This window comes from Bacteroidota bacterium (assembly GCA_020161395.1).
Taxonomy (GTDB): Bacteria; Bacteroidota; Ignavibacteria; order Ignavibacteriales; family Ignavibacteriaceae; genus UTCHB3.
In genome coordinates this window covers 571,581-595,477 of the sequence record JAIUOE010000001.1, presented here as the reverse complement: position 1 = coordinate 595,477, position 23,897 = coordinate 571,581, and the positions used below count along the sequence as shown (strand labels likewise).

The 23,897-nt window shown below is 41.8% G+C and carries 17 protein-coding genes; 8 read left to right on the top strand and 9 right to left on the bottom strand.

Annotated features, from left to right (window positions below):
* Window positions 1-68 precede the first annotated feature (68 nt).
* From LCH52_02310 to LCH52_02290, 5 genes are all read left to right on the top strand, one after another.
* Entirely contained in the window at window positions 69-2,195 is a 2,127-nt protein-coding gene (locus tag LCH52_02310) for a TonB-dependent receptor (protein MCA0387309.1), read from the top strand.
* Between the two features lie 236 nt (window positions 2,196-2,431).
* Window positions 2,432-4,006, top strand: coding sequence for a T9SS type A sorting domain-containing protein (locus LCH52_02305; protein MCA0387308.1), 1,575 nt, complete (start codon window positions 2,432-2,434; stop codon window positions 4,004-4,006).
* 107 nt (window positions 4,007-4,113) lie between these two features.
* Window positions 4,114-4,551: a hypothetical protein gene (locus tag LCH52_02300; protein ID MCA0387307.1), complete on the top strand. Its 438-nt coding sequence runs from the start codon at window positions 4,114-4,116 to the stop codon at window positions 4,549-4,551.
* A 13-nt stretch (window positions 4,552-4,564) separates the two neighbouring features.
* Window positions 4,565-5,635, top strand: coding sequence for a hypothetical protein (locus LCH52_02295; protein MCA0387306.1), 1,071 nt, complete (start codon window positions 4,565-4,567; stop codon window positions 5,633-5,635).
* Window positions 5,635-5,919: a hypothetical protein gene (locus tag LCH52_02290; GenBank protein MCA0387305.1), complete on the top strand. Its 285-nt coding sequence runs from the start codon at window positions 5,635-5,637 to the stop codon at window positions 5,917-5,919. Before LCH52_02295 ends, LCH52_02290 begins: the two co-directional genes overlap by 1 nt.
* 62 nt (window positions 5,920-5,981) lie before the next feature.
* On the opposite strand, the gene LCH52_02285 is transcribed toward LCH52_02290, so the two are convergent.
* From LCH52_02285 to LCH52_02270, 4 genes are all read right to left on the bottom strand, one after another.
* Window positions 5,982-8,600 (bottom strand): T9SS type A sorting domain-containing protein, encoded by a 2,619-nt coding sequence (locus LCH52_02285; protein MCA0387304.1) that lies wholly within the window; start codon window positions 8,598-8,600, stop codon window positions 5,982-5,984.
* A 402-nt stretch (window positions 8,601-9,002) separates the two neighbouring features.
* Window positions 9,003-10,115: a beta-lactamase family protein gene (locus LCH52_02280; GenBank protein ID MCA0387303.1), complete on the bottom strand. Its 1,113-nt coding sequence runs from the start codon at window positions 10,113-10,115 to the stop codon at window positions 9,003-9,005.
* Entirely contained in the window at window positions 10,112-11,140 is a 1,029-nt protein-coding gene (locus LCH52_02275; protein ID MCA0387302.1) for a D-cysteine desulfhydrase family protein, read from the bottom strand. The genes LCH52_02280 and LCH52_02275 overlap by 4 nt, the downstream gene beginning before the upstream one ends.
* A gap of 60 nt (window positions 11,141-11,200) precedes the next feature.
* Window positions 11,201-12,259 (bottom strand): beta-lactamase family protein, encoded by a 1,059-nt coding sequence (locus LCH52_02270; GenBank protein MCA0387301.1) that lies wholly within the window; start codon window positions 12,257-12,259, stop codon window positions 11,201-11,203.
* A 258-nt stretch (window positions 12,260-12,517) separates the two neighbouring features.
* Here LCH52_02270 and LCH52_02265 point away from each other — a divergent pair, with 258 nt between their 5' ends.
* Window positions 12,518-12,790, top strand: coding sequence for a hypothetical protein (locus LCH52_02265; GenBank protein MCA0387300.1), 273 nt, complete (start codon window positions 12,518-12,520; stop codon window positions 12,788-12,790).
* Between the two features lie 33 nt (window positions 12,791-12,823).
* On the opposite strand, the gene LCH52_02260 is transcribed toward LCH52_02265, so the two are convergent.
* Window positions 12,824-14,392, bottom strand: a complete 1,569-nt coding sequence (locus tag LCH52_02260) for an exo-alpha-sialidase (protein ID MCA0387299.1) — start codon at window positions 14,390-14,392, stop codon at window positions 12,824-12,826.
* A gap of 283 nt (window positions 14,393-14,675) precedes the next feature.
* On the opposite strand from LCH52_02260, the gene LCH52_02255 reads away from it, so the two are divergent.
* Both LCH52_02255 and LCH52_02250 read left to right on the top strand, forming a co-directional pair.
* Complete coding sequence (locus tag LCH52_02255; protein MCA0387298.1) at window positions 14,676-14,948, top strand: hypothetical protein; 273 nt, start codon at window positions 14,676-14,678, stop codon at window positions 14,946-14,948.
* 198 nt (window positions 14,949-15,146) lie between these two features.
* Window positions 15,147-15,443, top strand: a complete 297-nt coding sequence (locus LCH52_02250) for a nucleotidyltransferase domain-containing protein (GenBank protein MCA0387297.1) — start codon at window positions 15,147-15,149, stop codon at window positions 15,441-15,443.
* Window positions 15,444-15,705: 262 nt separating this feature from the next.
* Here the strand turns inward: LCH52_02250 and LCH52_02245 are convergent, their stop codons facing one another.
* The 4 genes from LCH52_02245 to LCH52_02230 form a co-directional block, all read right to left on the bottom strand.
* The gene (locus LCH52_02245; GenBank protein ID MCA0387296.1) at window positions 15,706-16,470 is read right to left on the bottom strand and encodes a DUF2971 domain-containing protein; all 765 of its coding nucleotides are present in this window, start codon (window positions 16,468-16,470) and stop codon (window positions 15,706-15,708) included.
* Between the two features lie 388 nt (window positions 16,471-16,858).
* Entirely contained in the window at window positions 16,859-19,876 is a 3,018-nt protein-coding gene (locus tag LCH52_02240) for a type I restriction enzyme HsdR N-terminal domain-containing protein (protein MCA0387295.1), read from the bottom strand.
* Window positions 19,877-19,904: 28 nt separating this feature from the next.
* Entirely contained in the window at window positions 19,905-22,826 is a 2,922-nt protein-coding gene (locus tag LCH52_02235; GenBank protein ID MCA0387294.1) for a DEAD/DEAH box helicase family protein, read from the bottom strand.
* Window positions 22,823-23,716 carry an Abi family protein gene (locus tag LCH52_02230; GenBank protein ID MCA0387293.1) on the bottom strand — a complete coding sequence of 298 codons (894 nt, stop codon included), beginning with the start codon at window positions 23,714-23,716 and terminating at the stop codon, window positions 22,823-22,825. Before LCH52_02230 ends, LCH52_02235 begins: the two co-directional genes overlap by 4 nt.
* Window positions 23,717-23,897 lie beyond the last annotated feature (181 nt).

Here is a 23,897-nt window from a genome sequence, read left to right as displayed (position 1 = left end):
CAAACTCAATTTCACAAAATATCCTTAAGTTTAATTCCGCACAATATTTTTTTATGAAAGTAAAATAAATGAAAAAACTTTTCTTTTTAGTCATTTTTGTACTTGGTTTAAGTGCAGTATTTGCACAAAAAGAGACCAAAGCGCCGAAAGACACCATCGAGATGAAATACCGCCTCGATGATGTTGTTATTACGGCAACAAGAGTCGGTGAAAAAATTATTGATATCCCCTACCCTGTTTACAGAATGGACAACAGTGCATATACATTCGATAAAAAAACTTCTGTAAATGAGGTTTTGGCGGGTGTCCCGGGGCTCTTCATGCAATCCCGCTACGGAAATCATGATGTAAGAATGTCAATCAGAGGATTCGGAAGCCGTTCAAACTCCGGAATCAGAGGCATTAGAATTCTTCTGGACGGTATCCCCGAATCGGAACCCGATGGACAAACCCGCATCGAGGCAATAGACTTCAATTCAATCGGATCGATAGAACTTGTCCGCGGAAGTGCGTCCTCTCTCTATACAAACGCCCCCGGTGGAGTTGTGAATTTCATCAACGAGATCAATTTCCCCTCATCGTTTGTCACACAGTTCAATGAATTCGGGGAATTCGGTCTAAGGAGAAACGGGGTAAAGCTCGGGATAAAATCGGATGATACAAAATTTATGGTTTCATACAATTACCACAATTTTGCGGGTTACAGACAACATTCCGAAGACTTCTGGAACATTCTTAACACAGTGCTCGAAACCAAACTGAATGATGTATCAAAACTTTCCCTTTTCGGTTATTCGGCAACAGGAGTTATCAAACTTCCGGGCTCACTGAAAAAATCTGAATTCGATCTCGACCCCTATCAGGCTGCCAAAACCGAAAAAGATTATGATTACTACAGACTCTCAAACAAAGGGAGGCTGGGCATCAAATTCGAGACTTCGTTTGATGAAAAACGGAACAACGAATTTGAAATAACGGGATATGTCACTCTAAAATATTTCGAAAGAGCCCAAAAAACCGTCAGAATCTTCAACCGCTATGGTATGGGTGCTTCAACGAGATTTACCAACAAGTCAAAAATCGTCGGATTAAGCAACACTTTTTCAGTCGGCGGCGACCTTTTCTACCAGACAGGTCCCATTGAAGAATACAACAACATCAACGGTCTGAAGGGCGACAATCTCCTTACCCTCGTTGATGAAACCATTCAGAATGCGGGCTTCTTCCTCCAGGAAAGATTCGAATTTATCCCTGACAAATTTGCTCTCCTTCTGACGGGCAGATATGATAATGTAACATTTGCGGCTAAAAACAGACTTTTGGGCTCCCAGGATGACAGAAAAAAATATGAGGCATTCACACCCAAACTCGCTTTGAACTATAAACTGACCCCATATCTTTCCCTTTATACTTCATATGGACTCAGTTTCGACTCCCCTGCCGGCAATGAACTTGACAACTATCCGACGAGTTCGAACCAGGGAAAAATCTACAACCCTGATCTCGAGGCACAGAAGTCAAAAAACTTTGAATTTGGTGTCAAGGGCAACCTGATTTTCTCACAGGGGCTATTCAACTACCTCTTCTTCGAAGGTACTTTTTTCAACATCATGATCGATAACGAAATCGTTCCTTTTGAAGTTTTGGGAAGTGTCTTCTATCGTAATTCAGCAAAAACAAACAGAACAGGTATCGAACTTGGTGCCGAAACCGCCATTCTGAAAGCTCTTATGTTCAAGTTTTCCTACACTTTCAGCAGTTTCAACTACGACACATATACGGCGAGAGTGATAAAACTGGATAATCAAGGTAACTTTGTAACCCAGGATAAAGATTTTTCGGGTAAGATTGTGCCCTCGGTTCCGAAGCACAATTTTTACTTCTCGGCAGCCTGGAGCAAAGACCTGACAGAAAATCTTACAGGATTTATAAAAGGATCTGTAGTCCATATTTCTGACATGTACACCGACGATGCAAATTCGGAAAGCAACCCCTCCTACACTCTGTTGAATTCAGTTTTTGGTCTCGATCTGAAGGTTAAGAATCTCAATTTCATGCTCTCGGGTGGTGTAAACAATATCCTCGATAAAAGATATGCAGCATTCCTGAACATTAACTCAACTTCTGCCAGATTTTATGAACTCGGTGAACCAAGAAATGCGTTTATATCTTTTACAACGGGATACAGGTTTTAATGCAGTAATCCAATAATGCAATAATGCAGTAATCCAATAATTTTCCGTATGAGGGGCATTCGTGCCCCCTTGCGGTCTTTGCGATCTCTGCGGTTTTTTCCTCTGTGCACTCTGTGTGCTCTGTGGTTTAATGTAAAAACAGGTCAATAATGCCAAATAAACAGAACAAGAATTTTTTGAATCTTTTAATTAGAAAGAGATGCTTTTCATTTGCATTTTACGGAATTTTCTGTTTAATGACAGTAACACCTGCTCAAAATTACATTCATCTCGGTATCCCCAACTATCCGGTATTTCCTTCCGCAGTCACGCAAACAGAAGTGGTGGCTACCGTTAATCACAACTTCCCTGACATGATATTTGTATCGGCAAATGCCATCAGTTTTTCCCCGCAGTTTTTTGTCAGTGAGGGTATTTATGTCTCGACCAATGGTGGAACCTCCTTTTTCGGCAGCGATACATGTTCGGGTGGTCCCTCGATAGCATTTCACGGTGGCGACCCCGGAGTGGTAATCGATAAAAACGGCACATTTGTGCTGACTCGTAACGGCAAGATACCCCTTTACGGACTCTACTCGCACAGATCAACCGATCAGGGGAAAACATGGTCGAATGCAAAATCAATTACAAATGTTGAACTCGAGAGGGCATGGCTGGCTTCCGATAATTCCCCTGCAAGTCCTTATTATGGAAGAATTTATGTCGCATGGGTGAGATACAGCCCCCCTTACCCCTTGGTTTTTGTTTATTCCGACGATGGTGGACAAAACTGGTCGGCAGTGCAGCAAATCAATTCACCAACTGACAGAAACTACGGTGGTGGACTTGTGGTTGACAACTCAGGAGTGGTCTATGCAGTCTGGGCAGCCGTTACATCTGTCTCGCCGTTTACTGAAAAATACACAGGCTTTGCAAAATCAACAAACGGCGGCACTTCATGGACTGTAACCGAGAATGCTTTTGTAACCAACGGTATTCAGGGAGTACTCCCCACAAAACAGAATATCCGGGTGAACAGCAATCCTCAGCTTGCCATTGATCTTTCGGGTGGAGCATCAAACGGCTGGCTTTATGTAATCACCACCCAAAAAAATACCTCAGTGGCGGGGTCTGATCCAGATATCATATTCAACCGTTCGACGGACGGGGGAGCAACCTGGTCAGGTGGAATTCGAGTAAATCAGGATCCATTGAACAATGGGAAAATACAATTCTTTCCTGCGATGACCGTGGATGAATTCGGAGGAATTAATGTGATTTATTACGATGACAGAGCGACAACTTCCGACTCCGCAGGTGTTTTTCTCGCAAGGTCTCTCGACAATGGTAACACCTGGACGGAGTATGAGATTTCTGACAGAAATTTTAAACCAACCCCGATTGGCGGGTTGGGACAGGGATATCAGGGAGACAACATCTCAATAGTTTACCGGCAAAACACCCTTCATCCTTTCTGGATGGACAACCGTTCGGGAATCTATCAGATTCAAACAATTAAAATCCCTCTTACTGCTGTTGGAGTTGAGGAAAAGCATTCGGAAATCCCGGCTGACTTCAGAATGGGAAATGCGACACCGAATCCCTTTAATCCACAGACAGGCTTCACACTCGATATCCCCGTGTCGTCTGATATTCACATTACCCTGTTCGACAGCCGTGGGACACTCATTAAATCGATTTTCAACGGAACGAAGGAACCGGGAACCCACCACTTCTCCATTGACGGATTGGGGCTCTCCTCGGGAGTCTATTTCGTGCAGGCAATCTCGGCAAAAAACAGACTGACTCAGAAGATTTTGCTTTTGAAGTAGAGAATTTATTTTCCGGCATATAATCCATCTTTTCCGAATAAGCTTCTTTTCATTCTATATTCTCTTCAGGAAGTTAAAACTTTGCATAAATATTTTCCGGAAGAGATATGATTACAAATGAACAACTTAATAAGATTTTTGTCACACAGAACGAGCAGTTTGTGTCTGTCCTGGGGCAGAGTTATGTCGCAAGTATTCTGCAGGGAGATGTAAGCAGCGGGGTTCTGTTGCTTAGTAACGAGAGGGTATACCAGAAGGGGCGGGTCTTCAACCTGTTTGGACAAAGTTTTTATTCGGAATCGATAATCAATGTCGCCGATATCACGGGTACCAGGTATGTCCAGTTGAGCAATCCACGGCTTTTGATCTTATTCTTTTTGATCATTCCTTTGATTCTTTACTTTATTTTTCGCAAGAGACTCTTTATAATTGAGTACCCGGGTGGATATGTCGCCGTAAAAGCAAGTTGGTATGAGCCGAGAGAGATAAGGGAGTTCCAAAAGGCCATTTACAAACTTCAAGACAGCCGGCAAGCTTACCGGTAACTGCGGGGAAACAATGGCGACAGATTTTTCAAAGGTTTTACTCGACCCTGAAGAAAGAATCATCAAGGTTGTCGGACAAGGCTATATTGCCTCATTGATGGACGGGTCACTGGCTTCCACTTTTATAATCCTTACCGACAAACGAATATACTTCAGGGGTGTGCAATTTTCCCTGCCTCTGAACCGGGCGACAGAGAATAAAATTGTCCCTCTTCGTAAAGTTACCGGTGTAAAGTTTGTTACTACAGAGTTTTGGATTCGCAAGATACTGGGATTGATTTTTTTACCTCTTGGTATAGCCGGTATAGCTCTCTCTTTAAGCAACAATTTCCATCATAATTTTGGTTTGCACATGGTTGTTATAGGGCTTACCGTCCTGTTTATTCAACTTTCGATTGGTTTTTTATTTGACGCATTTTTTGGGAAACAGAAAATGTTCATTATTGAATACCCCGGCGGGTCAATTGCCACCCTTGCCAAATTTTTCTCTGCGGCCGAGTTATATGATTTTCAACATTGTGTCTTCATTGAGAGATCAATTATGGCCGAAGGGAACAGCAACCCTGCAATCAACAGGGTGTTCCCCGATTCTGTCTCTCTTCCCTCAGATGTTAATATCAGAAAAATGTTGCACGATCGGGACGAGAGAGCTGTCTTCGCTTTGGGCGAGGGATACATAACGGGACTGCTAAAGGGGAGTCTCTCAAAAAATATAATGGTGGTTTCAAACAAAAGAGTTTACGCATATGGAAGGTTGTATAAAGGCGGGCTCAAACTTTCAGGCAGCCAGATAGTGGAGCTTAAAGATATCAGAGGGGCAAAATTCATCGAATATAAACCTACTCCCTATCTGATCCGGGCTATCATTTGTCTGGGACTAACCTTTCCCATTTACCCGTTATTTTTATTCGGAGTGTTTTATCTGATACTCTATTTTTTACGAAAAGACAAGCTGTTTCAAATCGACTACCCGGGCGGAACAACCGAGGTAAGCGTCAAACTTTATTCAAAAAGTGAGTTGAGAGCATTTATTAAAAAACTGAACATGATATCCAATATTGTCCGGGGATTGGAGGCAGCATAATGGAAGCGGTACTCATATCTTTGGGGATTCTTCTCGGTATTGGCATTTTATATGTTTTATGGAAAATGTCAGTAATCATGCTTAGAGGATTTGTAGAGTTTATGATTTACTATCTGCCATCTATAGCCCTGGTTGCTTTGGGAATATTTATCAGCACAAAAGTTGTAGCTGTTGGCGTAATACTGATTCTTTCAGGTGTTCTGATTAACTTCATACCCCAATACAAATCACTCAGGGACAGGGTGTTCGACAACATCATCCAAAAACTGCCGAGGGATTTGTAGCCGGTACCCGGATGAACACCCCGGACAGGCATTTAAATACCTGCCCGGAGTATCGTGTGAAACTATTGCAAAAGAAGCATTTTCCTGGTTTTGGTAAAACCACCTGCCGAGATTCTGTAGAAGTAAACACCTGATGCAAGGGAAAGTTTTGCTGCATCAATCGTGATACTGTGGTATCCTGCCTCTTTTAACTCGTTAAGAATCGTTGCTACTTCCCTGCCCTGTGAGTTGTAAAGTTTTATATTCACTATTCCTTCAACCGGCAACGAATAATTAACTGTGGTCGAAGGATTAAACGGATTCGGGAAGTTTTGATCGATGGCAAACTGCGCCGGCAGACCAAGATCAACTTTTACTTCCGCGGAATATTCAAAACTGCCGTCGGTATCCACTTGTTTCAAGCGATAAAAAACGGTACCGTTCACAGCCGGCTGATCGGAGAAAGAATAGTATTTTGGTGAATTGGTGGTGTAGTTACCTTCGACGAAAGCTATTTTCTGCCAATCTGAACCCGGAGTTTTCCTTTCAACTTCGAAACCGGCGTTCATCACCTCTGTTTTTGTTTCCCAGTTCAGCATTACAGTTTTGCCGGAAACAGATGTGGTAAAATTCACCAGCTCAACTGGAAGAGGATTGTCAGAGTCGGCAGCAGTCCACAAAGAGAAACTACCAATGCCGGAGAGTGTTACTCTGTTATTATCCACATCAACAGTTCCATTCATTTTTGTCCAGTCGGTTCCACTGTTGATCGACTTGAAGAGAACGAGTTTGCTTTCCGTAACAGATCCGAGTTCAAGGGAGTTGTAGTTGAAAACGAGGGTCGCATCCAACCCGATGTTGGTCGCAGGACTGATATCGTACCACCTCAACACACTCCCTGTACCGTGAGCAATTCTTGATGAGTGCCCCCTGGTTATGGTAGTAACTCCCATATTTGCAGAGGAGGTAATTACGGCGCCAAGTCCTGCTACATTTTCGGAGGTGATATTAGACAGGGTTCTGCTGGCAGTGATACTTCCTGTGGTTCCGAAGAGCCTGCCTGATCCTTCAACAAGATATCCTGTCGATCCAAGAGAAATCTGCTGTCCATTGAGGTTGAGGTCGCTTTCGAGTACAAAATTCCCGGCTATGGAGAGAGCCGAACCAAGTACAGGCGCAGAACCTGAAGAGACCAAAAGATTGTTTACTGCCGGTGTGCCACTAAAATTCAATTCGTTACCAAGATTCCACTTGTAGGCACCTGCATTTTGAGTGTTATCAGGAGCGGTACCGAGACTCCAGTTTGCAGTGTTTGTCCAGACACTGCTTTCACTTCCAATCCATGTGTTGTAAGCCGTTGATGTCACGCGGTCTGTCGCAGGATTCATGCCGTTCATCGTGCCGTTTTGTGACGCGGAAACAAGTTCGTAAACGGTATTTCCTTCCCGTTCTTCGAATCTGTAATAAGCCTTCAGGTTTGTTTCATCACCTCTTAAAGGACGCATCATATTATCCCTGATTTCCTGTGGAGTGCGCACGGCAGACCATACCCTGACTTCATCAATTTTACCGATGTAATTGTTATCGACGATACCAATCCTGAAAGCTGTCGTATTTACCGGTGTCTTGCCAGATGCACCGGTATAATTTTTTTCCTCTTTACCATTGACATATAGCCGGTAATTGGTGCCGTCAAAGGTTGTAGCAATGTGGTTCCACTTGTTCATGGTTAACGGGTTGGTTGTGGTCTCATCGCTGTACCAAATGGTTCCATTGCCAAATCCCCAGTGGACATTATAGCCGTACTGGTAGATACTGGGTGTTCGGGAGGGTGGAGTGCCCGGGTGATATCCAATAATTCCAAGGTACTGTAAAGACGAATTAGTAGGATATATCCACACCTCTTCAGTGAAAGATGCTCCAATGGCAGTATTCAAAGTGGCTGAGACATATTGTGTGCCGTCGAATTCCAACGCCTGTGTAGGATTCGCAAAGCATCCTGATGCTTTCCATACGGGCCCGTTGACAAGGGTACCATTGGTAGTACCGCCGGTTTTATTATCAGAAACAGTGGTTCCCGAACCGTTACTCATTTTGTAGTAAACAAGAAGGCTGTCTTCACTACCGGTGAGTTCTTTATACATGTACCTTTTTATTTCTTCGGCAGTTCTGCCCGTTTTCCAGAACCTGAACTCGTCTATTTTCATATTCGCGCTTCCATCGCCAGACCAGTTACTTTTACCGATAAAGTTTGATGAACGGGATATAGCCCTTAGACCGCTTGTTGCAACTTCCCCTATGAGCAATCCGTTCATATACATTCTGGCATACCCGCTGGAACAAGCCAACGCAATGTGCGTCCATTGATTCAGGGGTATTTGTGTATTTCCCGAAACCCCGCTTGTGAACAGATTGTTATTGTAAATTTCAAACCGGGGATACTCATTAGTCCCCCGCAACGAGAGAATCACATTGTTTGAACTGGGGCCGTTGGCAAAGTCAATGAGTCGCTTTTGAAATCCGGCATCCCGCAGGTATACCCATGCTTCAATAGTATAGGTATTGTCATCGAAATATACTCCGTCAGGCAGGTCGATATAGTCATCGGTGCCATCCAAATCGACTGCATAACCGCCGATCTGTGCAGGCAGGTGACCCGATAAAGCCAACAGTACAAACAAAATCAGTGAAATTCTTTTCATTTTATTCTCCTTCTCTTAAGCGAGCACCCCTGTCGTCTCACCACGAAAAAAGTCATCACTCAATAAAAATTGATGGTCGATGACACACAGTTAGGGATTGGAGATTAAAAACAAGAGACGGGAAGAACAGTTTTTGCAAAATTGCAGATAAGACTGTCCACCACGGTCAGATGATGATGATTAGAAAGGCGACTAAAGCATTTGGAGAAGAAAGCACCCAAGAGTGCAACGGGTTAAACAGGTTTCTCCGGAAAATAACCCTCACGATTATACAAACTCCACCATAAACCACGGGCAAGTGAAATAAATACCCGGGAGTAAAAATAATTATAAATTATAAAAAAACAAGTATTATTGATCACATTTACTGAATTATTTTTGACCCGGTCAATAAAATTTCATTTAAATATCCCCTATCGCTCTTATCACACTATCCCAAACACCGAGACCGCCTGAACTGTTTGTCATAATAACAATTCCTGAACCTTTTTTGCGGTTAAACTGCGAGTAGCATTTGAATCCTGAACCATTGGCACCGCTGTGGTAGCAGATATCCCCCTCGAGAGTGGAATCGATTACCCAGCCAAGTCCGCGAAAAGTCTCAATTCCGTTTGCATTTCCGGGTCTCACCTGTGGTTCTCTGGTCGTTACTTTTATCTGTGGAGTGAGCATTTGATCGATAAATTCTGATGAGAGGGCATCTCCACCGGAACGGTCATTCGCCATCACATCCAGGAGGAACAAAGCGTAGTCCTTCGCTGAACAGTAGAGGGAATAGCCAGCATTTGCTCTTGAATAGGAGGTTTTTTTCTTGAAATTGCCGGAAGTATCGTGACCTGAAGCCAGCTTTGTTTCAAATTCGGGAAGATATATAAAGCTCGAATTCTTCATCAGGTTTCTGTTGAAAAGTGTTTCTTTTGCCAGCACTTCGAGAGATTTTCCGGTTATTTTCTCGACAACTTTTTGAAGATAATACATCCCCTCCCCCGAGTAGCCGAATTTTGTACCGGGTTCAAACTCAATGGGGAGATAACCGTTCTCTTCATCATCACCCGGACGCCAGTTTGGCAGACCTGAGGTGTGTGAGAGGAGCATCCTTACAGTAATCTTCTTTCTCAAATCCTGTCCCTGAAATGAGGGATCGTCAAAGATTGTCCAGACGGGAGTATCAAGTCGAAGATTTCCCGCTTCCACCTGCTTCATCGCAAGGTATGCAAACACCGGTTTCGTCATCGAACAGGCTTCAAACATCGTTTCATCCGTCACGGGTTCATTGGTCCGCGCATCCTTTACACCAAAACCGGACGAATATACTATCCGGTTATCCCTGATAAGAACCAATGAGACTCCGGGCACTTTATACTCTTTTTGAAGAGCCGGTATCATGCTGTCAACTTTGGCTATCACTTCTTCGGTTGATTTGCCCTCCTGTCCGTATGCTTCAAAAGCACAAATCCACAGAATTGTAACCGCAAACAAAAGCCTGCAATAGCCGGGGAAACGCCACCAAATCATTTTTTCATCTCCTGCACATCTTCGACACTGTACTTCCGGCATTTTTCGTATTCTCCATACAGAAGAGTATCTGAAAACACCTCGGGCATTCCTCCTGTGTGAAGGAATATCACGGGTTCCTCTTTCTTCAACACCCCCTTTACCGCGAGATCAAAGAGCCCCGCCATCGCCTTACCTGTGTAAACCTGATCGACTATAATCCCTTCGAGCATGGCACAAACCTCCGCAGCATCTTTCGCAATTTGGATATGTTTTGCGTATTCCTCGTGGTAGCAGTCATAGACAAAAAACTCTCTTTCCGACAGGGCAGGGTCAGCATCGATTAACAGGGCAGCTTCCCTCATTAATTCCCTTGTCCTTCTGAAGATGTCCTCTTTGTTACGGGAAACACTGATTCCATATACCTCTGCTCCGGGCAGGAAAAGTGCAACTCCCAAAACAGTTCCGGCAAGAGTTCCGCATGAACCAACGGGACAAAATATCTGCACCTTGTCATCCTCGAGTTGACCTCTCAACTCTTCCATGGCTTTTACATATCCAAGCGTTCCGAGGGGAGTTGAGCCACCGAGAGGAAGCGCATACGGCTTTTTACCGGCTGCCTTCAGTTCGTCGCACCACTTCATTTGAAGCGTCTGAAGATCATCATCCTCATCACTTCCGGAAATATATCTGATATCGGCACCAAAAAGAGTATCGAGAAGCAGATTTCCCTTAAACTCAGTAAAATCTTTTCCACCGAGAACCAGTTTGACATCAATTCCGAGTTTCCGGCAGGCTGCGGCTGTCATTCTCGCATGGTTCGACTGCTGTCCTCCCACCGTGATAATTGTATCATACCCGTCGGCGACAATTCCTGCCAGTTCAAATTCAAGTTTTCGGGCTTTGTTCCCTCCCATCGCCAGCCCCGTCAGGTCATCCCTTTTAAAGAGAAAAGATTCCAGCCCGAGATGTGCCGCAAGTTTTTCGGCGGGCTCCAGTGGAGTTGGAAGATTGGCTATCGGGAGTCTGTTTATTTTTTCAAACATTTTGATCTCTGAATAATTGTTAAATGATCAGTCAAAAATAAAAAGAATTGGTGAGGGATTTCAATTAAAAGCACCCAGGACATCCGACATAATGAGGTTAATTGTTGCCAGCCACTGCTGATTAGCCACCGGGGAACCAACACCGCTCCATTTATTTGTCGCCGTAATCACCAGTTTATAGTCCGGTACAACCACGATAAACTGCCCTCCCCAACCGTTTGCGAAAACATAGTTCCCTTTCGAACCTTCCCCTGTCCACCAGCCAAATCCGTAGCCGTTTGCATAATTCATCGTATTGTCTGCAAGGGAAATCTGGTGGCCTTTCATTCGGGTGATCCACTCCTGAGAAACTATTCGCCGTCCCATATACTCACCCTTGTCGAGAATCAGGTTTCCAATTTTTATCATTTCCCGGGGAGTGAGTTCCAATCCGGCACCACCGTTGTTGTAACCCTGCCGGTCTGTCTGCCAGTTTCTCGCACCCGTTTCAAGTTTTTCAAAAAAATGGATATTTGCAAATTCAAGGGTTTGCATTTTGGCTGCACGGGAAATAATCACCGACAGGATATGCAAAGCTGCAGAGTTGTATGTAAAAGTCAGCCCCGGCAGCGAGGTCAGCGGCTTTGCAAAAAGATATTGAACCTGATTTTCAGCAAGCACCCAGTTGTTGTATCCGAATTCAGAATTTAATTCATCCCACTCGAAACCGCTGCTCATCGAGAGGAGGTTGCCAATGGTGATTTTTCCTTTTTCGGTTGAGAGGTCCGGAACCAGGGGCCTGATGAAGCTGTCGATTGGCTGCTCAGCGGATTGTATCAATCCCTTATCGATTGCAATTCCTGTCAGAATGGCAACCACACTTTTTGTTACAGACCTTACATCATGTGTAAGATCAGCGCCTCCACCGTTAAAATACGCCTCTTTTACTATCGTTCCATTTCTGGAGACAACAAGACTTTTAAGATTTGTCATACCGGCTGCCCGTGAAAAAGCTGCGTCAAGTTTTGTCTGATCCACCGGTTCTACAGGATTGGAGGAGTTCTCCTTTGAGCAGGATAAATTGAGGATCACGGAAAGAAAAAGAAGGGAAATTTTAACTGAATTAATGAGATTTTTCATTTTTTCATCTCTTGTTTGTGAACGAAACTGATCTCGCTTCATCCGGTCAAACATAATAAATTTAAAGACAACTAAAGTTACAAAATATTCTTTGCATTACAATCCTGCAGGGGAGGAAGGGACATCAGTTTCTACATGATTTCAGCATAACACTACCGTTTATCATTAAATTAGTGTTAATTCTGTATAAAAGTTAGTAGATTTACTAATTTATTTTTAATTTTGAATAGTATAATTTTGTAATCTTCCCGGTTTAATATGAGCGACACTCTTGTAATAATCTTAACGCTTATCTTTTTTATCGTTGTCCCGCCCGTCAGCATTGCCCTCTTCAGGAAGCAGAAAGACTCTTTTCTCGATCCGGAAACAATCGAAAGCATGTCGATTAATCCCGATCTGGTCGCTTTCGAAGAAGAATCACTGTCGGGAGAGGAATCAGAACCAGAGGTTTCCGTGGAAGCTGAAATAGAGCCGGAACCTCCCAAATATAAGTTTTCACGAAAAACCAATCCAAAGCATCACTTCAAGTAACCGGATGGTTGAAGTATTTAACACAAAAAAACATCACTTCACCAGGGCGAGTTTCAGGTGTTTTCTCGTAACGGGTGTTGCAACCTGACATATATAAATACCCGCTGAGAGGGAGCGCGCATCGAACTGAAAACTGTGTGTCCCAGCGTCAAGATAACCGGAGAATATTTCCATGGTTTTGCTTCCTGTCATGTCATAAATTGAGACACTTGCAAGCGCAGGTTGATTCAGTGAGAAAGCTATTACCGTTGAGGGATTGAACGGATTCGGATATGCCAAAGGCTCCAATTCCCCGATCGTGTTTACAGTTTCCTCAGCCTTAAGCCCGGTTACTGCGACACGGCGTGAAAAATACATTTTTCTTGGCTGAGCCGACTGCGAATAGTCGGCATACCATACGGCATAAAGAGACCCGTCTGCCCCGGCGGAAAAATTATGGAACGCCGCCTCCATATCCCCCATATCCGAAATGAACTCGAGAGTGTCCGGGGCAACACTTCCCCTGCTTTCAAAACTTCTGCCGACAATGTCCGCCTCAGGATTTCCAGTTGTGAAGTTGAAGTCGCGCTCGTCCTTCCAGAACGCCCAAAAGCGGTCGTTTGCATAGTCGTAAGCAGATTTACACAGGTGGGAGCGGATATTTTCCGGGGATATCTTACGGAACCCTGAACCCCATGATGCACCTCCATCAGAACTGTACCCGAAATAAACTGAGGCACAGTATCCGCCGGCACACGCGGTCGAGTACTCATGAAAGATCAGATAAAAACCCCCGTGTTTATCAACTATCACCTGTGGATCACTCTGCATCAGGGTTGATGAGGTGAGTGCTTTCGGGGTCTGCCAGCTCACCCCGCCGTCGGTTGATACGACGATATTGACATCCCAGTTTTTGGGTCCCGATATGCTGTCACGCCATGCGAAAGCGAGAGTGTCAGAATAAGTGCCCGTGAAATCACCACAAGGGAAAGAAGAGTGGCGTCCGTCGTCACTGCTCAACATTTTTTGTTCCGACCAGCTCGCACCGCCATCGGTTGATCGGGAATAATAAATCTCCTGAACCGATCCGGGCTCGATGCGGCCATCAGACCAGACTATGTGAATCCTTCCTTTCCTGTCCGCTGTAGTGAACTGGTATCCGGTCGATCTCAGCACATACTGCGATACCCTTACCGTGTCACCCCAGGAGGCGGTGGCGGGGTTATAGATAGCGGAGAAGATACCCTGAGGGTTGGCAGAAGCCCATGAAACCGCCACATTTCCCGATGCAAGCTTAGCTGCTCCGAGCGAACCTGCGATTGCTGTCGTTTTTGCAACGGGAGGGATGAGAGTGGCAGAGGGAGCACTCCATGTCTGACCGTTGTCTGTCGATCCCGCGAAAAAAGGCTTGACGGGACCTCCGGGAAACGGAAACTGCTCAGTGTAAAAAACGAGTATCTTCCCCTCTCCCAACGCAATCAAGGTGTTGGGTACGCCACCGCCCGCGGAAGCTCCGGTCTGTGATAATGGTACAACTTCAGCGGACGACCATGCTGAATGGGTGCCGTGCGTCTGCGGATAAAGGATTCCTGAAAACAGAAGAAAGAGAACCAAGGATCTCATTTTTATCTCCGGTTAAATGAATAAATATTAAACTGATTCGTTTATATGACATTTTCAGAATTGGTCCGGTTTAATCGTGTCACTCCGGGCTGTGAGCACAGTCACACGATCATCGTGTGATTAATAGGCCGGGGTCATCATCTGATTTATTAGTTGTCGTAGATTCCGTAATCTCGAAGGCCGTCGAAGACTAATACTGCTAATCATCAAATTAGTGGCAATTCTGTATAACAGTTTCTTTTTAATTTTGAATAGTATAATTTTGTAATCTTCCCGGTTTAATATGAGCGACACTCTTGTAATAATCTTAACGCTTATCTTTTTTATCGTTGTCCCTCCCGTCAGCATTGCCCTCTTCAGGAAGCAGAAAGACTCTTTTCTCGACCCGGAAACAATCGAAAGCATGTCGATTAATCCCGATCTGGTCGCTTTCGAAGAAGAATCACTGTCGGAAGAGGAATCAGAACCAGAGGTTTCCGTGGAAGCTGAAATAGAGCCGGAACCTCCCAAATATAAGTTTTCACGAAAAACCAATCCAAAGCATCACTTCAAGTAACCGGATGGTTGAGGTATTTTTCTACCAATCACGAAACCGGAACATCCAAAATCTGTTAAAGACCTTTTTTGTATATTTGGGTTTTCGAAGAGTTACATTAAGAAAAACATACTTTGATTATTCAATGATAAAAGTGAATTTGCTTTAATGAAATCTGATTTTTCCATCAACAGTTTTCAAGTTGGAGAGATACTCAGAATGTTAATTCCACAAGTCGTCGAGGTCGTATCTCCGAAGAAAATCATACTGTTTGGTTCTGCCGCAAGGAAAGAAGTCGACAAGTACAACGATATCGATTTGCTTATTGTCGTTGATGACGGCTCTCACAGAAGGGAGACCGCACAACTCCTGTATCGTAAAGTTCGAAGTGGAGCAGTACCTGTTGATTTTGTGGCTGCAACAGAAACAGATATTGATCTTTATCGAACTGTAAAAGGATATATTTATTTCTCAGCTCTTAAAGAAGGAATTGTTTTGTATGAAAAGGGGGGGTGAGAGTGTAAAAGAATGGTTCTCTTTTGCAAAAGAGGATTTCAAACTGGCTTCTATTGGTTTTAGTTTGAATATTTAAAACAAAAAAGCCCTCAGATTTCTCTGAAGGCTTTTTTTTCGTGAGCACGGGTGGGCTCGAACCACCGACCCTCTGCTTAAAAGGCAGAGGGTCAGAGCTATAAGTGCTTATTATATAAGGAGTTAAGAATTGTTGTTGCTGTCATTGTTGCGGAGTTTGAAGTTCAATGACTAGGTTTTACTTAATTTATTCATCTTTAATAATAACGGTAAAATCCGGCCCTTTATAAAGATCTGAGTGTGAAATAAGGCATTTCGGAATCAATATCTGCAACTGTTCCTTATAATTCTGATAATCTTGCTCATCAATTCTTGGGTCAAAAAGTAATTCATGAATAAACTTTTGTGGATTAATGCTATATCCATGAAGTTTATCACTGCGATTTGGTGTTCCTCGATAAACTAGTCGGACCTCTTTTTCATGTTTAAATGCTTCTCTTTTCGACATCAGTGAGTAAATAATATCTATACCATTCGTAAGTCCAAAATTGAGGCTCTTAAGTACATAGTTTTGCATCACTTTTTTCATTCTTTCCTGATTAAAATATCGTACTTTTCCAAAGTAGGCACTTATATACCAATCATTATTTTGCGCCACGAGTGGGGCAAATACTTGTTTTATACTACTTTTTAAACGTACGCCATCTTTCTCAGGTGAGTAAATCCGCCACAGTGCGTCAGTTTCTTGACTGTTAAGCGTCCAGCACTGTCCAAAAACTCTGTCCCGAAGATTAGAAACATCAATATTGAATCCATTCCATTTAAATTTAGATTTCAATAGAAAATTCTCATAGGGGTCATCCCACATCGACGGATGCACCAAAACATTTGTTTTATTTTGGATTAAATCCAACAACCTTTTTATAGGAATCACTCTGTATACTGGTGTATCTGCTTCTATTTGCGTCCTGAAGTTCAGGAAGTTTCTGGAATACTCTTTGTATGTTGCCATTAAAAAATTCGCTTTTTGGTTATTTAGTAAAATGGTAATTAATTAAATCCCAAGCTACCCGTAAATGTTCTCAAGTTTTTAATACTTTGATGGATATTCGTTTAAGAAATCTTTGGAAATCTTTTTAGCACCTTTGATTCCATCAATGACTGCTAAATTACTCGCAATTACTTTTGTAATCTCAAATGTTTCATGTCCGTTCATTGCCTCAAATTTGCAGGATAATTATATGGTTTGTCTTCGCACTTTCGGGTTGTCCCAATTGTTCCTTTTATTTTGTAATTCACCATGGGAAAATGTACACCACGGGATACGGTCAGTAGTAGTTTTCACAAATAACACTTACATTGTCAAGTTAGCACATTACATCAGCAGTAGTTGTCCCTATTCAGAATTTAAAATTCGAGCTTTTAATCTCACTCTCAATCCGCCGGTAAACAAAATTCCTTATTACAGCCGAATTACTTATTTTCTCAGTTTTATCATGTAAAAAGGGATAGGATGTTTCACTTACAAAAAAATCTGCTAGCCGACAACCTGCGCCAGCGAATATATCTCCATCAAAACCTATTTTTTCGACACTTCTCACAGAATTTGAACCATTTTTGCTTAAACCATACATAACAGCTCCCGACTTGTAATCAACCGAAAAAAGTAAATCAACGGGTAGTTCTTTGTATAACTCGAATCTATCCGAAAGACTCTCAAAATTAGATTTTATAAGATCACGGTAGCTTTCGATAAAGCAATTAAAAAAAGTTGTTAAGTATTCTTCAATCTGATCCGTTGAGAATGAGTTTAAGATTGAGTCTAGTAACGATGCACTAAAATCATGCTGATTTCCTATCACAATTTGGTTGTTTTGATTCCAATTAGGAAAATTATGGTTAAGTGGAGGGCTAAATTTGAGATCATCCCACCTCATCAGGATATCAAATATTCTTTTCATCTCCATTTCATCTCCAAGTCTGAATCGATTTGCATATTCATCTAGAATTTCGTGTTGAAATCCTTCAATAATATCTTGGAGTGATAATTGACTAAAATTTAAGTTATTGTTGGTGCCCGGCCAATGGGTGTTTATTTTTTGAAACTCTCGATGCAAATTTTGAGGTGATAGATTCTGAAAGTGCTTAAGTGCAAAATATTTTTTCGTCCTCCGAAGAATATCCGTACGATCCAATGTCAATTTACCATGATTTTTTTGTGCAAACGAAGATAACTTCACCAGATTCAATCCTAATTTGTCTTGATTGTTTTGTATCAATCTAAACAATACCTCGATCTCAATTGTTTTGCATTCAGTTTCAATAAGTAGACCAGAATTTACAACCTTTGTTATTCTCTCAATCATCTCTTTATGAGCTAATCCAATAGGGTCCTTGAGGATCAGGATAGGGCTGTCAATCCTAAAATCGAAAAGTCTCATGCTCCCAAACCATACCTCGTAATCAAACTCTCCATTAAAATAGCTCACCAAAGGCTCATTCCTCTGTTTTTCTCTTACTCCACGATAAGGTGAAGCTATACCCTTGCCGAACACAAAACCTATGCTGTTTTTAAGTCCTGGAAATAAGAAGTTTTTTAGTTTTGGGTTAGCTAGTTCGGTAATGCGCACCATTTCATTCGAAAATTGTTCACATTTGCCTTCATAGATAGTCACTAACCATACTTTTCTCTGAACATCTAAAAAAAGATTAATCACAGAAATTAGATCTTTTCCAAGACCAAATTGTGAAAGTTCTTCAATTTTGACCTTGAAGGAATCGAAATTCATTGAGTAAATATCCATTGTTTTTGAGACCATCAAAAAGTCTCTGACCATTGTATAGTAAAAACCAACTGAAGGTGTTTTTGTATAGTTTGATTGGCGTGTCAGAATGTTATAGTCAAATAACTCGTGAGGGATTTCATCATTAATTCCAAACTTTAGATAGTTTCGGAATTCCTCTTCCTCAATAAAATCTAGAGAATAATTTTCGTGTGATTCTTCTTCGTTCTTTTCAAATATGCACTTGCTTAATTGGTGTAAAATTCTTATTACATGTGCTGGATTTTTAATTTTGGAAAGAATATTTTCCAGATAAAGTTCAAACAATTCTTTAAAATCTATTTTATGATCTACCTGTTTACCCTGAAAAACAATGCAAAATACTTTGAGTGCAATACCACGATGCAATTCATCAAGTATGCTGGCAGGAGGTGCTCCATTTATACTCAAACGATTACAATAAAGAGAATAAACATCTTTGAAATCATGGTTATTGAACAACTCAACTTTAAAACTATACTCGTTTTTTTTGCCGGGCTCAACCTCATTCCCACCAGATATGAATAATTGTTCCAAAATATCGGAGGGTTCACCCCCGATTTTCAAAAATCTGTAGGCGGTGTTTGTTTTGGAACTGATTACTATTTTTACATTCGGAAATTTCTTGAATTTAACAACCAATTCATTTAGTTGTCTGGGAAAACTGGGGAAATTTTGAATTATTACTTCATCAATAGCATCAATGAAGATGATTAATTTCCTTTCGGGCAAAGTCAGACTTGCTAACCTATCTACAATCTGATCAGCCTCAAGGTGGGATGAGAAGAACCAGTTGCAATCTTTCTTAATAAGTTCAAGTACATCTTCTGAAATAAGATGTCCTGCATAAAAAAACGGTATCTGATCAATAAGGTGCTTTTGAGCTAAATAACACATTGCATTTGTTTTACCGACCCCCTGCTCACCAATTATTAGAAAAACTGATTTGGCATCAGTGAGAAATTCTTTAAACAGGGGGGCTAAGTCGGAGGGAGCTTGATAGAGTTCAGGTATATATTTTTTACTTAGATTAGAAATATCCCCAAAAAATGAGGCCATTCGTGTTTTTTGCTGTTCTTCAACAAAAGCTTTTAGATTGATTAAATTGTAACCTACAAGAAATTTTAGTGCTTCATATCGATACTCAATATCTTCTTTCAATCCATGGTGTATTTTCAATTTGGTAGGGTCACTAAAGTCTATGTTGTTTTCGTACAACTCTTTAGTATATGTGTCATAGACTAACAATTCATTCCCATTTGTCAGTATTGAAAGAGGGGCTATAGGGTGAACCAGTCTGGCATAAGAGATGACCTGTTCAATTTCCTTTTCGGTAAACTTAACATCATCTCTCTTTACCTCTATTACGAAGAGATTACGTTTACCATCTGGGGATTTGCAAAGTATATCAGAATAGCCGTCGACGCTCTGCTTAATATCCAATAGGTTATGGCCAAGAGTGATAGTAAATTTATCCTCGAAAGACAATTGGTCTTCGCTAAATCCAAGATCCTTTAAGATCGGTAGAATGATTTTAATCTTGATATCTTCCTCGGAATGGTTTGTGGTCCTTGCCACTTTGGTCTTCTTTCCCATTTAGTGTCTTTTTCCTGAAAAATTCAAATTATACCTCCCCCGCATCCACAACTACATCAAAACTTACGCCGAGGGTATTAAAGTGTTTCTCGGCGCACTCGATCTTTTCGGCTTCAGAGGGGCGAAGTTTTGAACGGTCTTTGTTTCCTTTGGTTTCCCGAACGAGATATACTTTTGACTGGTCATGCTTCACGATTGCCCAATCAGGATTGTATTCACCGATGGGGGTGGTTACGGTAAACCAGTTCGGAAGTTTCAGGAAGAGTTTCACATCCTCCCGTTTATCCAGTGCTTCGGCGAATTTCTTTTCGATACTGCTGTCGTAAACTACATAGTCGTAGATTGACTTCCTCACAGCAAGCCGGTTACTCAGATAACTGTCGATTTCCTTTTGCTCAAACAATTCCATCTGATACACTTCACCGGCGATTTTCTCATATTTTATTCCGTCAATGATCAGCTTCTGTTTTTCACGGTTTATGATATTGGTTACCTGCTCCATGAATTTCTGAGGATTTACGATAAATTCCTGCAATCTGCCCGACTCCGTTAAGATTGTTACGAGAGTCCTCCTTGTGAGTTCGGTTTCTCTTTGAAGGTAGGCGATGACATCGGGAAGAGGTCCGATATAGGATGAAAGTCTTTCCCTGACCCGTGTAACATCACCTGTCACACCCCTTTTATCCACTGTCAATTCAGCTTCGGTGTATTTGATCTTTACCTTTTCCACTGTCGCCATCGATTTGATCATTCTGACGCAATTGTTTATCAGCACATTCGTGTCAAATTCAACTTTGAAGGAGGTCTTTTGTCTGATCTTTTCCCACAAAGCACGAAAGTCTTCATTGAGATCCTGTTCTACGAGTTCTTTTTCTGATTTTAATCGAAGCTTCTTTGGCTCCTCATCTTTTTTGATGTGCCTGTCGATTTGATACGATTCTATGGTTTCAATTATTTCTGCTTCCATTGAGGGGTCTATATTTCTGACTCCCAAAGTGAATCCGGGGGAGGAGGGGTTAAACTTGTGAGTGATCTTCCCGTTTCCGTCAAGTATGCCGTTCTGAACCAGATCATTCCAAATAAACTCTGATCGAACTCTGCCAACCTTTGCTTCGGGATCATTTTCGCCCGCATGCAACTGACTGAAGGCAAACTTTGAAATCTTTCCAAATGTTACGCCGCAATCATCCTCATACTCTCTCTGAAGAGTCTTTGCAAATTCATCATAGCTCTCATTTGCCACGACTGTCAGTCTGTTAATCACTTCGTCAAATACTCTGTTACCTTCCTGATCAACGGGTAATCGAAGGCCTCTTCCTATCTCCTGCCTTTTTCGAAGTGTCGATTTTGTTTCGTTCAGAGTACATATTTGAAAAACATTCGGATTATCCCATCCTTCCCTCAGGGCGGAGTGGGAGAATATAAACTTCAACGGATCATCGAGTGAAAGGAGTTTTTCCTTCTCTTTCATAATCCTGTCGTAGGTACTGTAATCAAGTGCAGTAATTCCGGAAGTATCCTTCAGAATTCCTTTGTTGTCTTGTGAAAAATAACCGTCGTGGATAGCCGACACATCAAATTTATCCAGTTCTTTGTACCGGGGAGAAGCGATCAAATCGTTGTATTGTTCTTCGAAAATCTGCGCAAATTTCCCTTTAGCGGGTTTTCCGGCTTCGTCATAGGCTCTGTAGTTGTGTACCCTGTCTATAAAGAAGAGGGAAAGGACTTTAATCCCTTTCTTAACAACCTGCAATTCCTTCTCGAGGTGCTTTTGTATTGTGTTTCGTATCTGATTCTCAATTATTTCGTCTTTCATTCCCCCTTTTGTTTCCCCAAGCCAGACTCTTCCGACTCCGAGTTCAATATATTCCTCCCCTTTGGCAGCACTAATCTCGATGACCTGATATCCGTCCTGATAATGAGCCCTTTCGTTGGAGAGAGTATATAGATCATGACCCGGTTTTACCCAAAAATCTTTTTCCTTTACACCATCTTTCTGCTGAACCTGAATAGTGATCTTCGCTCTGATCCCTGATTTATTATCCACTTCCTTCAGTTTTACAAAAGCCTCATTCAGGGTACTCGAAGTTGAGACCTGTGCAACAACGATTTGTTTAACCAGTTTCAACTCAAACGCACGGATGGGGTCAAGTTTGTAAACCTGATTGTAAAGTTCACGATGTGTGGCTGAATACCGGAAAATGCAGAGTGGTTTTAGTGATTGTATCCCTTCCTTTGCTTTTGGTGTATTATCAACACTCTGAGGTTCATCAATTATCACGAAAGGGTTGGTGCTTTGAATGAACTCTATCGGTTTTCTCCCTGATAGTTTGTCATTCTCCTTAAATATCACATTGCTCTTTTTATCATCCTCACTGTCGGAGAAATCCTTCCGGAATGAATCAATGTTGATGATCATTATCTGGATTTGATTACTTGTGGCAAAGTTCCTGAGTCTGTTTGCCTTTTTGCCGTCATAAACGAAATACTCGAATTCAACATTATTGTATAGAGCTCTGAAATGATCACGGGTAATTTCGATGTTTTTAAGTGTACCTTCTCTGATGGCAATGCTTGGCACAACGACAACAAACTTTTTGAAACCGTATTTTTTATTCAACTCAAAGATTGTTCTTAGATAGACATAGGTCTTTCCGGTTCCTGTCTCCATCTCGACTGTGAAGTTTAACCCGTTGGCACTGAATTCATCCAATCCGGTGATATCGAGGTCGTTTCTCTCCTGAATCTTTACAAGATTTTCATATATGGCTTCCTCTGAGATCTGAAGCAGGTTCCCAAACCCTAGTTCTGTTTGAAAAAGGGCATTTTGTCCCAATTCAATCTCTACGGAGAAGTCTCCCTTGTTCAACGGCTGACCATCGAAGAGGTCAACGATACTCGCTATGGCATCAAGCTGGAACTGTTGGGAACTGTCAAATTTTAGTTTCATATCGTCCGGTTTTTATCAAATATATTTTCCATAAAACCCATTGCCCACAGGTCAATGTCAGGATATTTCATTAGCAGACTTTCAAACTCTTTACGAAAATCATTGGCAATTGAAATTTTACTTAATATTTCTGTCATCATCAGGACTATAATTGAAATCCTGTCTCTTTTCACTTTATTGGTGTCCACCATTGACTGAATTGATCCCTTCGGTATGACAGGCTGGACACTCAGCACTTTATTCCAAATTCTTGAGTGATGAGCACATATATTTCTGACAACTGTCAGGGAGTGAAGAAATGATTGAAAAACCGGAAGGTGAAACCCAAAATGCCGGGCTATTTCTTTTTTATCTTTGAAACTTGAAAGATTCATATAAAGTTGTGAGACTAACCCAAAAGATGATATTTCCAATGATATCCACGCAGGTGGAATATCCTCCAAATATTTGTTTCTGTAATGCTCGAGATATTCCTCATCGGATCTGCCAAGTTCCTCCTTGAGTTTTGAAAGAAGTTGCTTTGTCTTCCCCTTATCCCGGTAAAGAGTTTCGTTCTCCAACCAGAATGCACCATATTTGTGTGAAAGTTCGTAGGTCAATTTCGTGCGTACTGATACTTCAATAAGAGTAATCGCATTGAATAACAAAAGTCTAAATTCATTGTCAAAACGATAAAGTTTTATCACGGACTCAAAATCGGAACCGGGCTTGAAGACATGGTTTTTCTTATCTGCGAGGAAAGGATAAAAATAAGCGGATAACCTGTAATAGCTGATGTCCGAAAGGCATGCTTCAGCGTAGGAATCATCGGCGATGTTCAATCCGCGGCTTTTTAGCAGTTGAACTTGTTCGCTGTAAAGAAGTGGTGTCTTTGTGTAATTTATCTTCATGGTTTAAAAAGAAAAACCTGCCCATTTGAGCGTAACCGGTTTCCCGGACATAGGCTTGGCAGGTATGTTGGTGCAAAAATAGGAATTATTTTGTAAATAAACAATTTTATTTCAGTAATCTTCATAATTTTTTCATTTAAAAGTCATCATTGGCTCAAAGCGTCTGATTTTTTTGGATTAT